At 46.9% G+C, this 14,413-nt stretch carries 11 protein-coding genes and 2 pseudogenes; 3 read left to right on the forward strand and 10 right to left on the reverse strand.

All coding sequences use genetic code 11. From position 1 onward, the window contains the following. From RT269_RS02785 to RT269_RS02820, 8 genes and pseudogenes are all read right to left on the reverse strand, one after another. Nucleotides 1–1,000: pseudogene (locus RT269_RS02785) on the reverse strand (RNA degradosome polyphosphate kinase); the annotation flags it as partial. Then, nucleotides 1,000–2,568 carry a Ppx/GppA phosphatase family protein gene (locus tag RT269_RS02790; protein WP_313180471.1) on the reverse strand — a complete coding sequence of 523 codons (1,569 nt, stop codon included), beginning with the start codon at nucleotides 2,566–2,568 and terminating at the stop codon, nucleotides 1,000–1,002. The pseudogene RT269_RS02785 and the gene RT269_RS02790, both read right to left, overlap by 1 nt. A 36-nt stretch (nucleotides 2,569–2,604) precedes the next feature. Beyond that, complete coding sequence (locus tag RT269_RS02795; RefSeq protein ID WP_313180472.1) at nucleotides 2,605–3,909, reverse strand: ATP-binding protein; 1,305 nt, start codon at nucleotides 3,907–3,909, stop codon at nucleotides 2,605–2,607. 123 nt (nucleotides 3,910–4,032) lie between these two features. Further along, on the reverse strand, nucleotides 4,033–5,169 hold the full coding sequence (gene pheA, locus RT269_RS02800; RefSeq protein WP_313180473.1) for a prephenate dehydratase: 1,137 nt from the start codon (nucleotides 5,167–5,169) through the stop codon (nucleotides 4,033–4,035). Nucleotides 5,170–5,205: 36 nt separating this feature from the next. Further along, a pseudogene (locus RT269_RS02805) lies at nucleotides 5,206–5,966 on the reverse strand (lysophospholipid acyltransferase family protein). A 54-nt stretch (nucleotides 5,967–6,020) separates the two neighbouring features. After that, entirely contained in the window at nucleotides 6,021–6,491 is a 471-nt protein-coding gene (locus RT269_RS02810) for a putative ABC transporter permease (protein WP_313180474.1), read from the reverse strand. Between the two features lie 44 nt (nucleotides 6,492–6,535). Further along, complete coding sequence (cls, locus tag RT269_RS02815; protein WP_313180475.1) at nucleotides 6,536–8,047, reverse strand: cardiolipin synthase; 1,512 nt, start codon at nucleotides 8,045–8,047, stop codon at nucleotides 6,536–6,538. A 120-nt stretch (nucleotides 8,048–8,167) separates the two neighbouring features. Then, nucleotides 8,168–8,347 (reverse strand): DUF4250 domain-containing protein, encoded by a 180-nt coding sequence (locus RT269_RS02820; RefSeq protein ID WP_313180476.1) that lies wholly within the window; start codon nucleotides 8,345–8,347, stop codon nucleotides 8,168–8,170. A 280-nt stretch (nucleotides 8,348–8,627) separates the two neighbouring features. Here RT269_RS02820 and RT269_RS02825 point away from each other — a divergent pair, with 280 nt between their 5' ends. Beyond that, nucleotides 8,628–9,632, forward strand: coding sequence for an asparaginase (locus RT269_RS02825; RefSeq protein WP_313180477.1), 1,005 nt, complete (start codon nucleotides 8,628–8,630; stop codon nucleotides 9,630–9,632). A gap of 79 nt (nucleotides 9,633–9,711) precedes the next feature. Here RT269_RS02825 and clpB read toward each other — a convergent pair whose 3' ends face one another. After that, a complete protein-coding gene (gene clpB / locus RT269_RS02830) occupies nucleotides 9,712–12,300 on the reverse strand; it encodes an ATP-dependent chaperone ClpB (RefSeq protein ID WP_313180478.1) in 2,589 nt (862 codons plus the stop codon). 218 nt (nucleotides 12,301–12,518) lie between these two features. Between clpB and RT269_RS02835 the strand changes: the two genes are divergently transcribed. Then, nucleotides 12,519–12,851 carry a hypothetical protein gene (locus RT269_RS02835; RefSeq protein WP_313180479.1) on the forward strand — a complete coding sequence of 111 codons (333 nt, stop codon included), beginning with the start codon at nucleotides 12,519–12,521 and terminating at the stop codon, nucleotides 12,849–12,851. Next, complete coding sequence (locus RT269_RS02840; RefSeq protein ID WP_313180480.1) at nucleotides 12,845–13,054, forward strand: hypothetical protein; 210 nt, start codon at nucleotides 12,845–12,847, stop codon at nucleotides 13,052–13,054. Before RT269_RS02835 ends, RT269_RS02840 begins: the two co-directional genes overlap by 7 nt. 22 nt (nucleotides 13,055–13,076) lie before the next feature. On the opposite strand, the gene RT269_RS02845 is transcribed toward RT269_RS02840, so the two are convergent. Next, nucleotides 13,077–14,399, reverse strand: coding sequence for an MATE family efflux transporter (locus tag RT269_RS02845; protein ID WP_313180481.1), 1,323 nt, complete (start codon nucleotides 14,397–14,399; stop codon nucleotides 13,077–13,079). Nucleotides 14,400–14,413 lie beyond the last annotated feature (14 nt).

The raw sequence follows: 14,413 nt of genomic DNA on the forward strand, positions 1-14,413 counted from the left end.
TCATAAGCCTTGGAACCTGCTGGGGAATATAGGGAACTGCCTTTAGATGGTTAAAGCCTTTCATTCCGTACATCTTCATGAGAAAGGTCAGATCCAGAGGACCTGCGATCTCAAAGATGTCGGCGGAGCTGATGCTTAACTCCCGTTTCAGTATTTTTAACAGTCGTTTATCCATCTTCTCTTCCACTTCCAGACGGATGGCCTCGCCCCACTGCCGTTTCTTAAGCTGTTTCTGGATCTCCTCAAGAAGGTCCTCCGCTTCATCCTCGTCAATGGTAAGATCCGCATTTCTCATGATGCGGAAAGGATGGGCGGTAATGACGTTGTAGTTTAAAAACAGGCTTCCGATATTCCGTTCAATGATCTGTTCCAGCAAAATGACCGCCCGTTCATCCTTTTTCCCGGTGGGAAGCTCCACAATCCTGGGGAGAACGCTTGGCACCTGGACCATGGCAAATTCCAGCTCCTCTTCCCCACTTTTTTTCTGAAGGAGAGCCGCGATGTTTAAGGATTTGTTACGGACCAGCGGAAATGGCCTGGAGGAATCCACAGCCATGGGAGTGAGAACCGGATATACATTCCTTTCAAAATAGCTGTCCGCATAGCTTCCCTCTTTTTCGCTTAGGTCCTCATGGCTCTGAACCACCCGCAGTCCATTCTGTTTTAATGCAGGCAGAAGGGAACGGTTGTAGGTAGAATACTGCAAAGCAACCAACTCATGAGTCCGCACGCTGATCTTTTCAAGCTGTTCCGGCGGTTTTAGGCCTGCAATATCCGGCTTTGTATATTTGGCATGGACCATATCCTTTAAGGAAGCCACCCGGACCATATAGAATTCATCCAGGTTTGAGGCTGTGATGCTTAAAAACTTCAGCCGTTCAAAAAGAGGGAGGCTTTTATCTCTCGCTTCACTGAGCACGCGGTAATTAAATTCAATCCAGCTCAGTTCCCGGTTTACATAATTTTCAGGATTGTTGTATATTTCATCGGCGCCTGTCATCAGGATAACCTCCTCTTCTGTTTTAATACGGGCCTTATTCCGAATATTTCCTCAAAAAAATCTGCTTTCTGCCGGAATGCCATGGATTCCAGGGTGATATCGCCCTCATAAGAAACGGTCACCACCAGCTGCCCGTTCTTCACGCTCATATGGGTGTCTGACAGCTTCTGCTTGTGGCTGCGGTCCAGGGAATTGGCAAGCCTTAAAATGGCTGTCAGCTTTCCCACTAGTATGAGGCTGTCTTCTCGGGGAAATTCTCCCTTTGTGTTCCGGAACACCTCCTCACTGAAATGGATCCGGTTATAATCAAATTCCACCCCATTGTAGCGGACCGCATTGGCAATGATCTCCCGTTCCATATGGGACAGACCGATGATCTCTGTTGACATGATGATATGGTAGGCGGATTCGCTGGGATTTCTCATGCTGATAAATTTGCCGCAGGCGTGAAGGATGGCCGCGATCTGCAAAAGAAGCCTTTCTCTCTTTCCCATTCCGTGGTATTTCTTCATACTGTCAAAGATATCTACCACGTATTTTTCCATATTCACCGTATGAGGGCCATGACATTTATAACGCTTTGCCATATTGCGGGAGGCAGCAAGAATGTCCTCGGAAAAATCATGGTTGAATTTCACCGCCTTTGTCTCTTCTGCAAATTCAGCGGCAATGCTGTCGCAAAGGCGGATTCCCGGAATCCAAAAAAGCTCCGCCCTGGTCAGTTCCAGAACACGTTTAAAGATGATAGCCGCCGGAACCAGGAGAGATGCGTATTCCGAATTAACTCCAAACCGTTCCTGGATCTGGTCTAAGGACATTCCTACAATCTTTTCATAAAAAAACCCGAATTCCTCCGCAGTGACCCGCTCCACAGGCTTTCCGCCGCGGCTGCCCCGGGACAGATAAAGGATGCTTTCTCCTATCCCGATCAGATTTTTGATCTCCCTGTCCTTTATATAAACCTTGCGGAACGTATATAGTTCATTATCCACCATTTCTTCGATCAGGGTGTTCTGCATCTGGTTATCGACTTGTACGGTACCCATCATTTCACGGATCCTTAAGACACCTAACATTAGGTTATGGGTGGAAACCAGGGCATCCCTGTCAAAAAGGGAAACCTGCATGCTTCCAAAGCCCACATCCACAATGGCCGTACCTTTTTGTATGATCTTATGGAATTCCGCATCCTTTGAGGCGATGGCCTTATAACTGATAAATCGCTGCTCGGAGTTGCTGATGACCCGCACTTCAATACCGGTCCTCACCCTGATCTGATCCAGCACGATCCGGCTGTTTTTCGCTTCCCGCAGGGCGCTGGTAGCATAGGCCCGGTACCCGATCACCTTATAGGACTGCATGATACCCGCAAAATCCTTGATGACCTGACACATCTCCTCCACCAGCTCATAGCTGATCTTTCCATCATTATAGGTGTCCCTTCCAAGGGCAATGACATGACGGACATGGTCCACCTTCTGGATTCCTGTCTTAGCAGAAATCTCATAGATACCAAGCTCCAGTTCAAACGATCCCACATCAATGGCGGCAAATAATCGTATTGCCATACCTTTCCTCCTTACTGCCATTCGTCAGGCAGCTTTTTAAATATCCAAGTCTTTCTTTTCGGTTGTTCCCAAAAGGTGTGTAATAAACTGGCTTGCCGTTCTGCCTGATAAGCCTCCGTGGTTTAGTTCCCAAATATTTGCTTTTGCATACAATTCTTCCAGAGACATGTTTATATCGCTGCGGGCGGCCAGTTCCCCTACGATCTCCTGAAACTCTCTTCTGTCCGGCGAGCCGTAGTAGATGGTCACGCCAAAGCGGGCCACCAGGGACAGCTTTTCCTGGACGGTGTCATTATTATGTAAGTCATCATCCAGTTCCCTTTTGTCACTGAATTTTTCACGTATGAGATGCCTGCGGTTGGAAGTGGCATAGATCAGCACATTACCCGGCTTTTTCCCAAGACCGCCTTCAATGATCGCCTTTAAATACTTATACTCCAATTCAGAATCCTCAAAGGATAAGTCATCCATGTAAATGATAAATTTGTAATTCCGATCCTTCACCTGTTCCTGGACCTTTGAAAGGGATTTGAATTGATGCTTATAGACCTCGATGATCCGAAGCCCTCTGTCATAATATTCATTGAGCACAGCCTTAATGCTCGAGGATTTTCCGGTTCCGCTGTCCCCAAACAGCAGGACATTATTGGCAGCCCGCCCGTTTATGAAAGCCTCCGTATTTTCGATCAGCTTCTTCTTTTGGAGCTGGTAGCCGATGATGTCGTCTAAATGGACATGTTCAATGCTGGTGATAGGCAGGATCTGGGGTTCGCCGATTGCATCCTCGATGCGGAAGGCTTTATTAAGACCGAACTTGCCTACTCCGAATCTGCGGTAAAACTCTGTTATCTCAGCAGCAAAAACAGTCTCATCCTCCGCTTCTTCTAAGGCAACGGCCAGGGCAACGATCTGGTCCCTGATCCTCTTATTATAGATCTTGCTGCTGCCATCTGCCGTCTGGTAAGCGGAAAGGGCGGTCCATATCCCCTCCCCGTGATTTAAACGGTCCAGTTTTCGGATGTCATGATCAAACAATCCCTTTATGACCCGGAAATCATGAGCAGCCAGTTCATTTAAAGTCCCTTCGATGGGGCCTACGATCTCACAGGAGGTACTATAGGCATTCTCATTGTTTGCCAGGCAGAATGCTAAAAAACAATGCCAGAGATTCCCCTCAAAGCCATAGGAAGCCGCCAGCTGAGTGAGCTGACCGGCGCAGGCATAGGAATCCGGCATTGTTTCTGTTATCGCCTCCGTTTCCAGGCTCAAAAGCCCGGAAATCTTGTCAAAAAGTTCACGATGATTCAAATCACGGTACAAAATCAATTCCTGGGATTTCATAATTTGCCTCCTAAATGAATCAGGCAGATATGCGGGCATATCCAGTAGATTCACAAATTCAAGGTTGAAAGATGTTGTTCTTTCAACCTTTTTCCTTCTGTTGAATAATAAGTCACACAGCCTCTAATAATTTCCCAAAACCCTCATATTGCTCCCCTCTTCAGAGATTCCCTTTAAGGCATTCTGAATGGAGGCATCACTTAAATTCCCCTCAATATCTATGAAAAACCGGTATTCCCAGTTCCTTCCAAGGATGGGCCTGGACTCGATCATCATCATGTTGACCCCGTTATAGATAAAATTGCTCAGCATATTATAAAGAGAACCGCTCTTATGGGGCAGTTCAAAGCTTATGCTTATTTTAGCCGCATCTTCCCGGTATACCGGTTCCCTTGACAGGATGATGAACCTGGTCGTGTTGTTTTTATTATGGTTGATGGAAGATTTTAAGACCTTCAACCCATAAATTTTCCCTGCAATCTCACTGGCCACCGCCGCCTGGGACGTATCGCCATCCTCAAAGATCTTTTTGGCAGCTACGGCCGTATTCTCCACGCTGATCTGCCTCCAGTCCCTGTTGGCATTTAGAAATTCAGAGCATTGCATAAGGGCCTGGGGGTGGGAAAATACCGTTCGGATGTCCCCCTCCTTTGCCTCCGAAAGCCCAAGCAGCGCATGGTCTACGGAAAGGAAGGTTTCCGCTACAATATAATTGTGGTATTTTATAAGTAAGTCATAATTATGGGTAACCGCCCCGGCTGAGGAATTCTCAATGGGCAGAACCGCATAATCCGCCGCTCCTGCCTCCACCTCTTTCATGGCATCTTCCCAGGAGTCCACATGGTATATATCTGCATTGGCTCCAAAATATTTAAGGGCCGCCTCGTGGGTGTAGGCTCCTTCCACTCCCTGATACACCACACGTGCCTGATTGACAGGAAGGCTCTTTACCGGTCGGAAATCATATTCCGCCTTCAATCCGTGTTCCGCCATAAGCTTGTACTGGAAATGGCGGCTGATGGTCATCATCTGGGTGAACAGCTCCCTTACCGCCTGTTTATGGAATTCATCTTCCACCATACCGGTCACGGCCTCGATCTTCTGCTGCTCCCTATCCCTGTCATAAACCTGCTTACCTGTTTCAATTTTATATTCGGCCACCTGGCCGCTAAGCGCCATCCGCTTTTCAAATAACGATACAATCTCACGGTCAATCCCGTCAAGCTGTTTTCTGATTTCCTGTAAATCCAATGTTTTCATGGGTCTTATCATTCCTTTGTCTTATCTGATGTGTGCTTAAGCCCTGTCAGAAATCTTTCCCTGGCTTTTCAGCTCTGCTTCCAGCATGGCCTTTATCTGATTCTCTACATAAGCGCCGGGGAATTTCCGAAACTCCGGCTCCAACTCCTTTGGAAAAAAGGGTTTGCCAAATTCAATCGTCACCTGAGAGGGAAGCATACGGGGAAATTGCCGTTCAAACACCTCCGCAGTTCCGGTAATTGCAACCGGCACTACCGGGCAGCCGCTTTTTTCCGCAATTTTAAGGCTTCCTTCTTTAAAAGGAATCAGGTCTAAGGGACTCTCCTCCCGGTTCCTGGTACCTTCCGGGAAGATCCAGACGGAAACACCTCGTTTTACCTGATCGATTCCTGTGAGAATGGTCTTTAAGCCTTCTTTTAAATTCTTCCTGTCTAGAAACAGACAATTTACATACTTCATCCAGGTGGAAAGCAGAGGGATCTTCTCCATTTCTTTTTTTGCCACAAATCCCATAAGATCGGGAACCGTCACATAACCTACAAGAATATCAAAATAGCTCCTGTGATTTCCAACGTACAAAACCGCCCGGTCATCAGGAATGTTCTCCCTTCCCTTGACCGTGATGCTCACGCCCGCCATACGAAGAATGATCCGGAAAATCCATTGAACCACCGCCAGACTCTGGACATCCCGCTGGCGGCGGTCCTTTTACCGGTCAGCCACTCAAAAATAATGACCGGAATGCTTAAAATCAAAAATAAGATGACTGTTGCTGCTACAAGAATAAAACGTATCATTGGTCTAGCCCTCCATTTCATCTATTATATAAAATGGTGACTTTAATTACAATACTACCCGCCTTTCTTTTTTGTAATTTGTTCAAACAACAGTCCTGTGGCAAACCACAGCGGTGCAAAGTCCAGACGGATCAGTCCGTCTATGTTGGAGTTTCGCCCCGTATAATCCCACGGGCACATCCCTCTGCCCCGCAAAAGGGAGCCGGCAAAATATTCCGCCACAAAAATGAGGACCATGTAAAGAAATCCATGGCGGATAGCAAGATCCGCTTTCTTTGCCGTAAATCCTGAACCGGGATTCACCCACTGGTCAATAAGATCTCCAATGGGACCTAATAGTGCTCCGCAGCCATAAATAGGAAACATCAAAAGGGACGTCTGCCCCATAAGCCGCCAGTCTTGGCGCAAAATGGATTCCGTGGAGGTAAAGATAACCTCCAGGCACCAGCCTGTCACCCCGCATTTGCAGAAATTAAGTGGCAGTTGTTTTAAGTTTATTTGTGATAGTGTCTTCATACCCTTCATTATGCGCCGGTTATAGGGATATTATGTTCTTCTGTAAAAGAATTCTATAAAAGAGGAGACAACAATCTGCTCCCCTGTTCCTTGATCCGGATGAAAAGACTTCTCTCCTCATACACCTCTCTTGTGATCTCTTTGCACACCTTTAGATCCTCTAAGAACAGAGCTTCCAGCCTGCGGGTCGTCTCCTCGTCGTAGATTACCGCATTTACTTCAAAGTTAAGCTCAAAGCTTCGGATATCCATATTGGCAGTGCCATAAGAGCTGACCTTTCCGTCGGTCATGACACCCTTGGAATGGAGAAACCCATTTTCATAGGTATAGCACCTGGCCCCGGCAGATATCAAATCCCCTACATAGGAATAGGACGCCCAGTAAACAAAGGGGTGATCCGGCTTACAGGGGATCATAAGCCTTACATCAACACCGGAACGGGCAGCTACCTGCAAAGCGGTAAGCACAGCATCATCAGGCACAAAATAAGGTGTCTGGATGTAGATATGATCCCTGGCCTTTGAAAAGAGCCGGATATAATTATCCCGGATCTGGCGGCTCCTTGCATCCGGGCCGCTTGCAATGATCTGGATTCCAAGATGCTTTCTCTCGTCATTTATGTCAACCACACCAAGGAAATCCAGACAGCTTCCGTCTTCATCTTCACAAAAATATTTCATATTCCGGAACAGGTTTTCTCCTGCTGCATAATTCCAGTCCAGGGCAAAGCGGATCTGAAGGCTTAGCACAGACCCTCCCTGCAGCTTTAAATGGGTGTCTCTCCAATAACCGAACCTGGTATCCTTTGAAATATATTCCCGGCCGATGTTAAAGCCTCCCACATATCCGATCCTGTTGTCAATGACCACGATCTTTCTGTGGTTTCTGTAGTTTACACGAAGCTGAAGCCTGCCAAGTATGGGCGGGAAAAAGATTCCTACCTTTACCCCGTTTTCCTTGAGCAGGTTCCATTTGTCCTTACGCATGAAACGTCCCCCCATACCGTCGCAGAGAATACGCACTTCAACTCCTGCTCTGGCCCTCTCTATGAGGATGGGAATTATGGAGTCAAACACTTCATCGTCCTTTATAATATAATACTGCAAATGAATAAAATGGGCCGCATTGGAAAGCTCCATTCTCAAGTCTTTAAATTTTTCCTCACCGTCCGTAAAAATCTCAACCGTGTTGTCAACGGTCAGCACAGATCCGGAAATCTCCAGATTGTACAGCACCAGGTCCTCATAGTCACGGGACAAAGACGATATCAGACTGATATCATGGCTTTTTAAAAATTCTTCCTGGTTTTTTGCAGAATAACGCACCCGGTCTTCCACTTCCTTAATCCTGAACAGCTTGCCCTTTCGCATATCCTGGCCCAGAAGCAGATAAACAAGAATACCGAATACGGGAACAAAATACAGGGCCAGGAGCCAGGTCCAAACTGCTTTGGGATCACGACGCTGGAAAAATACGATGATAATTGACAGAATCAGGTTGATATAAATCAAATGATCAATCAGCCAGTTCCAGATCTCAACTGCCTGTAAAAAAATCGTTTCCATAATAAATCCCTCCTGTCTAAGCGGTCACGATCCGCTTTATGCGAGCAATGAGTCATACCTCTTTGCTTTCTTCGGGATATTTAATTGCAGAAAAGGGCCACCGCTGATGCGATGACCCTTTTATACAAACTGATTTCTCTCCCTGTTGTAATGATAATCAATCGCGGCCAGAGAAAGGGTCAGGTCATCCTCCTGGATCCCAAGGCTATGGCAGCATTCCTCAAGAGAAGGATAATAATCTCTTAACTGAGTATTGACATAGCTTAGCAGCATCACCGGATCTTTAGGTATCTTAAACATTTTTTCCTCCTCCTATTCTGTTAACACATTTATTCTATCATAGTTTTTCCCAGTTGTGAATCTTTCAGAACAGGGGCCGAAGAAATTTCATTGGAATTAGCTGAAGAATTCCTTTCCCCTGGAGTTGACGGCCTTGTCACCACAAGCCTGTATACAGCTTCACCCCTGGATATTGGAGTCAAAATCAGCATAAAGGATTGTTAAGCAAAAGTTCTCCTGTACGAATGAGGAAATCAGTGCTACAATCAGATATTGAAATCCTTTAGGAGGTATCCTGTATATGAAAAAAATACTTATGCTGGGAACTGGGGGCACCATAGCCTGTAAGCGGAGCGACAGTGGTTTAAAACCTCTTCTCACCACTGACGAAATTCTTTCCTATGTTCCGGAAACGTCAGAATTCTGTCAGGCAGACAGCCTGCAGATACTCAATATAGACAGTACCAATATGCAGCCAGGCCATTGGCTTACCATGGCAAAAGCTCTTGAAACCCATTATAAGGATTACGATGGCTTTGTCATCTGCCACGGCACGGATACCATGGCTTATACAGCTTCTGCTCTTTCTTACCTGGTCCAGAATTCGGAAAAACCAATTGTCATCACCGGCGCGCAAAGGCCCATTGACATGGAGAATACCGATGCCCGCACCAATTTATCTGACAGCCTCCGGTTTGCCAGCGAGCCTAAGGCCCATGGCGTTACCGTCGTATTTGACGGCAAGGTCATTGCAGGCACCAGAGGGAAAAAAGAGCGTACCAAGAGCTATAATGCGTTCTCCAGCATCAATTTTCCTTATATTGCCGCGATTCAGGATGGGCATGTTCTGTTTTACGTAGATGACAAGGCTTCCTGCCCCAGGCAGGTACAGTTTTTCCAAAAGCTGAATCCTAATGTAGCATTGATGAAGCTGATCCCATCCATGGGATCGGATGTTCTGGATTTTCTGGCAGAGCATTATGATGCGGTGATCATAGAATCCTTCGGAGTGGGCGGCCTTCCCTCCTATGATACCGGTGATTTTTATAAGGCCGTAAAAAAATGGATCTCCCTTGGAAAAACCGTGGTCATGGCCACCCAGGTGACCAATGAAGGCAGCGACATGTCCGTGTACGAGGTAGGACATTCCATCAAAAAGGAGCTGGGCCTTATAGAGGCCTATGACATGACTCTGGAAGCCACAGTGACAAAGCTCATGTGGATTCTGGGACAGAGCAGCGACGAAAAAGAGATCCAGGAATTGTTTTACCGGACCATTAACAGAGACATTCTTTGGCAGGTATAAAAATACGGCGCTGCAAAACAGATGAGCGATCATCCCTTTTGCAGCGCCTTCTTAAAACATACATATCATGTCTTATCTTTTATTCCAGATAAGCAATCAGCCTCTGGCCGTCTTCCGACACATCAATCACGATTACATTTCCTGCCCGGACCTCATCCCCAAGGATGATCCTGGCCGCTAAAGTTTCCACATGCTTTTGCAGGTACCGTTTTAGCGGACGGGCTCCGTAAACCGGATCATAGCCTTGTTCCACCACAAACTCTTTTGCCTGCTCAGTCAGTTCAATCTTTAATTCCCGATCTTCAATCCGTTTGTTTAAGTCCTCAAGAAGCAGGTCAACGATTCCTGCAATATTTTCCTTTTCAAGAGGCTTGAACAGGATTATTTCATCAAGACGGTTTAAGAATTCCGGACGGAAATGGTTCCTTAAGTCATTCATCACCATTGCTTTTGCGTCTTCCCTGATCCTTCCGGTCTCATCAATACCTGTCAACAGATACTGGGAACCGATATTTGAGGTCATTATGATGATGGTGTTTTTAAAGTCAACGGTTTTTCCGGAAGAATCTGTGATCCGTCCATCGTCAAGAACCTGAAGCAGTACGTTAAATACATCAGGGTGAGCCTTTTCCACCTCATCAAATAGCACTACGGAATACGGCTTTCTCCTGACTGCCTCTGTCAGCTGGCCGCCCTCATCGTAGCCCACATATCCTGGAGGTGCTCCGATCAGTCTGGATACGGAATGCTTCTCCATGTATTCGCTCATATCGATTCTGACAATGTTGTTTTCATCGTCAAACAGGTCTTGCGCCAAAGCCTTGGCAAGCTCGGTCTTTCCAACGCCCGTAGGTCCTAAAAACAGGAAGGAGCCAATGGGTTTGGTAGGGTCCTTGATCCCTGCCTTGGAACGGATTATGGCTTCGGTCACCTTTATTACTGCCTCGTCCTGGCCGATGACCCTCTTATGAAGCTCCTTATCAAGGTGGAGGGTTTTATTCCTTTCCCCTTCCGTCAGTCTGGCTACCGGAATTCCCGTCCATTTGGACACGATTCTGGAAATCTCATCTTCTGTCACGCTCTCATGAACCAGGCTCATATCCTGATTCCTTACCCGTTCTTCCTCTTCCTCCAGTTCCTTCTGGAGCTGGGGCAGTTTTCCGTATTGTAACTCTGCCGCGCGGTTTAAATCATACTTTTGCTGCGCGGTCTGGATCTCCCGGTTCATATTCTCAATTTCTTCCCGCAGGGCGGATAACCGTTCTACGGATGCCTTTTCATTTTCCCACTGGGCCTTCTGGGAAGCAAACTCATCATGAAGCTCCGCCAGTTCCTTCTGAAGCTCTGCAAGACGATCCTGGCTTAAACGGTCGGTTTCCTTCTTTAAGGCAGCCTCTTCAATCTCCATCTGCATAATACGCCTGGAAAGCTCATCAAGCTCAGCCGGCATGGAGTCCAGTTCTGTCTTTATCATAGCACAGGCTTCATCCACTAAATCAATGGCCTTATCCGGCAGAAAACGCTCGCTGATATAACGGTCAGACAAAGCCGCCGCCGATACCAGGGCAGAGTCTGTGATCTTTACCCCATGGTAGACCTCATACCGTTCTTTCAGTCCCCTTAATATGGAAATGGTATCTTCCACCGTAGGTTCGTCGACCATGACCGGCTGGAACCTCCGTTCCAAAGCCTGATCCTTTTCAATATACTGACGGTATTCATCAAGGGTGGTGGCTCCGATGCAGTGAAGCTCGCCTCTGGCAAGCATAGGCTTTAACATATTGCCTGCGTCCATGGAACCTTCTGTCTTACCTGCTCCTACAATGGTATGAAGCTCGTCAATGAACAGTATGATCTGGCCGTCGCTTTTCTTCACTTCGTCAAGAACTGCCTTCAAACGTTCCTCAAATTCGCCACGGTACTTGGCTCCTGCCAGCAATGCTCCCATGTCAAGGGCGAATAGCTTTTTGTCCTTTAATCCCTCCGGTATATCGCCCCTGACAATCCTTTGAGCCAGACCTTCCACTACAGCAGTCTTACCGACTCCAGGCTCACCGATCAAAACCGGGTTGTTCTTCGTCTTCCTGGAAAGGATCCGCACCACATTCCGGATCTCGCTGTCCCGGCCGATGACCGGGTCCAGTTTCTGGTCCCTGGCACGCTCCACCATATCATAGCCGTATTTGGTAAGGGTATCGTAGGTTGCCTCCGGATTGTCATTGACTACACGCTGGTTTCCTCTTACTGTGGAAAGGGCCTGTAAAAAGTTTTCCTTGGTTATGCCATAACTCCGAAACAGTTCCTTTACCGCTTTGGAGGGCTGCTTTAGCATGGCTAAGAATAAATGCTCTACAGAAACGTATTCATCTCCCATGGCCTTTGCCTCATCCTCGGCATTTATTAAGACCTTATTTAAATCATTGCTGACGTAAATCTGTCCTCCCCTGACCTTGGGAAGTTTTTCTATTGCCTGAGCCGTTTCATTTAAGAACTGCTCTTTTTGTATATTCAACTTGGTAATGAGTTTCAAAATCAGGCTGTCTTCAATGGTAAGAAGGCTGTACAGCATATGTTCCTGCTCGATCTGCTGATTTCCATATTCATATGCAAGCTTTTCGCAATTCTGGACGGCTTCCATAGATTTTTGCGTAAATTTATTGATGTTCATAATAGCTCCTCCTTTTTTCGGATATGTAAAAGTATTGCTTCACTTGTTCTATATGTAATATAACAAATAGTGTTTCCTGTGTCAAGATGATTTTTCCGGATTCCAACAGAAATCGAACAAAAATCTTACAGTTTCAAGCCCTGCATTGTTTTTTCCAGGACCTTCCTCTATAATCAAAGCAGTGATTCTTATTCCCTTAATTCAGGAGGTGACATTTTATGAAAAATCTTTCCCGCCGCGGTTTTATACTCCATGGAGCAGCAGCCGCTGCTGTTTCCCTGTTTCTTTTTGCAGCCGCAGTCCCCTTTGACAGCTTTGCTCACACAAAGGAGGAATCCATATATCTGTCCGGCACCTGGATAAAGGATGAGGTTGGCTGGCGTTTTTTTAATCAATGGAATTCCACCTATCCTGCCGGAAAATGGGCGGAATATCAGGGCCATTCCTATTATTTCATGGATAATGGGTACATGGCGACCGGCTGGCGTTTTATCAATGAAAATGGTATTATTTTAATCCCTGTCAGGGAAAAGAGGAAGGTTCCATGGTAACCGGCTGGGTTTATGACTCTGATCATAGCGGCTGGTTTTACACAAACCAGATAGGAATTATGGTAACCGGCTGGCATAAAATCGATGGCTTTTGGTACTATTTTAACCCGAAATCCGACGGTCTACTCGGTCTTATGGCTGTAAGCCAATTTGTTGACGGTTCCTATGTGGATGCAAACGGGCGCATGAATGAGGTCCGGTAAACGAAGAAAAGAGCAGTGCTGTTTAAGAAACAGACACCGCTCTTTTTTCAATTCCCCGGAATCTCCAGCTAAATAAAACCGCGCGGAAAATCCAGTCAATAAACATCCCATACCATACACCCATGACGCCTGCATTCATCACACGGACGAAGAAATAAGCAAATGCGATCCTAAACAGCCACATGGAGAATATGGACACCACCATGGTAAATTTGGCATCCATGGAAGCTCTCAGGGCATAAGGAATGGTAAAGGCCAAAGGCCATACGATCATCGCATAGCTGTGGACCACCACCATCCGGACGGATATTTTTGCAGCCTCCCCCGAAAGGTTGTAGACAGAAGCAAGCTGGTCAGAAAATATGACCATGACCGCACACAACAAAAGAAGGATTCCGTAATTAGCACCAACCAAAAGCCTGGTATAGCGCTTTGCCTCCTTTTTCTCTCCCGCTCCCACACATTGTCCAACAATGGTGATCAGCCCTAAGCCTATGGCATTGCCGGGCAGGTACAGCAGGGTCACCAGATTGGAAGCCACTGCATAGCTGGCAATCGCCGCCGTTCCCAGGGAAGATACCAGGCTTTGCAGCGCAAGCTTTCCAAACTGGAACATGCCATTTTCCAGACCGTTTGGGATACCAATGGACAGTATCTTCTTAATCATCGGAATGTCTGGCTTAAGATCCTCCAGACGGTTGATCCTCACAACATTGCCGGGACTTTGAATCATGAAAAGCATCACTACCGCAGCTGCCACCCGGCAAAACAGGGTAGGCCATGCCAGGCCGGTCACTCCCATATGAAGGCCGTATACACAGACTGCATTTGCCCCAACATTCACGGTATTTATCACAAGGGAAACTGCCATGGAAGCCTTGGAGTTACCCATGGAGCGGAATAAGGCCGCACAGGAATTATAGACTGCCACAAAGGGATAGGACAGGGCCGTAATCCAGAAATAAACCACTGCGGCGCTCATGACTGACTCATCCACACTGCCGAAAATAGCCTTTAAAAGGCCTCCCCTGCCTGCCAGTGCAATAAGGGTAACAAGCACTGACAGTACGGTCGTGACTCCAATGAGCTGCCCCGCTGCCTTGCAGGCATTCTCTGACTGCTTTTTCCCAAGATACTGGGACGAAATGACAGCTCCTCCGGTAGCTAGTGCCGACAGCATCTGAATGACCAGAATGTTGATGGATTCCACCAGAGAAACGCCTGAAACAGATGCCTCTCCCACTGCTGCCGCCATCATGACATTCACCATTCCTACCAGAACGATCAATATCTGTTCCACGATCAAAGGGGCCAGCAGCTTCATCAAATCTTTTCTAGTAAACATTAACCTTCCTCTTA

The organism is Lacrimispora sp., assembly GCF_032078915.1.
In the GTDB taxonomy this organism is placed as follows: Bacteria; Bacillota; Clostridia; order Lachnospirales; family Lachnospiraceae; genus Lacrimispora.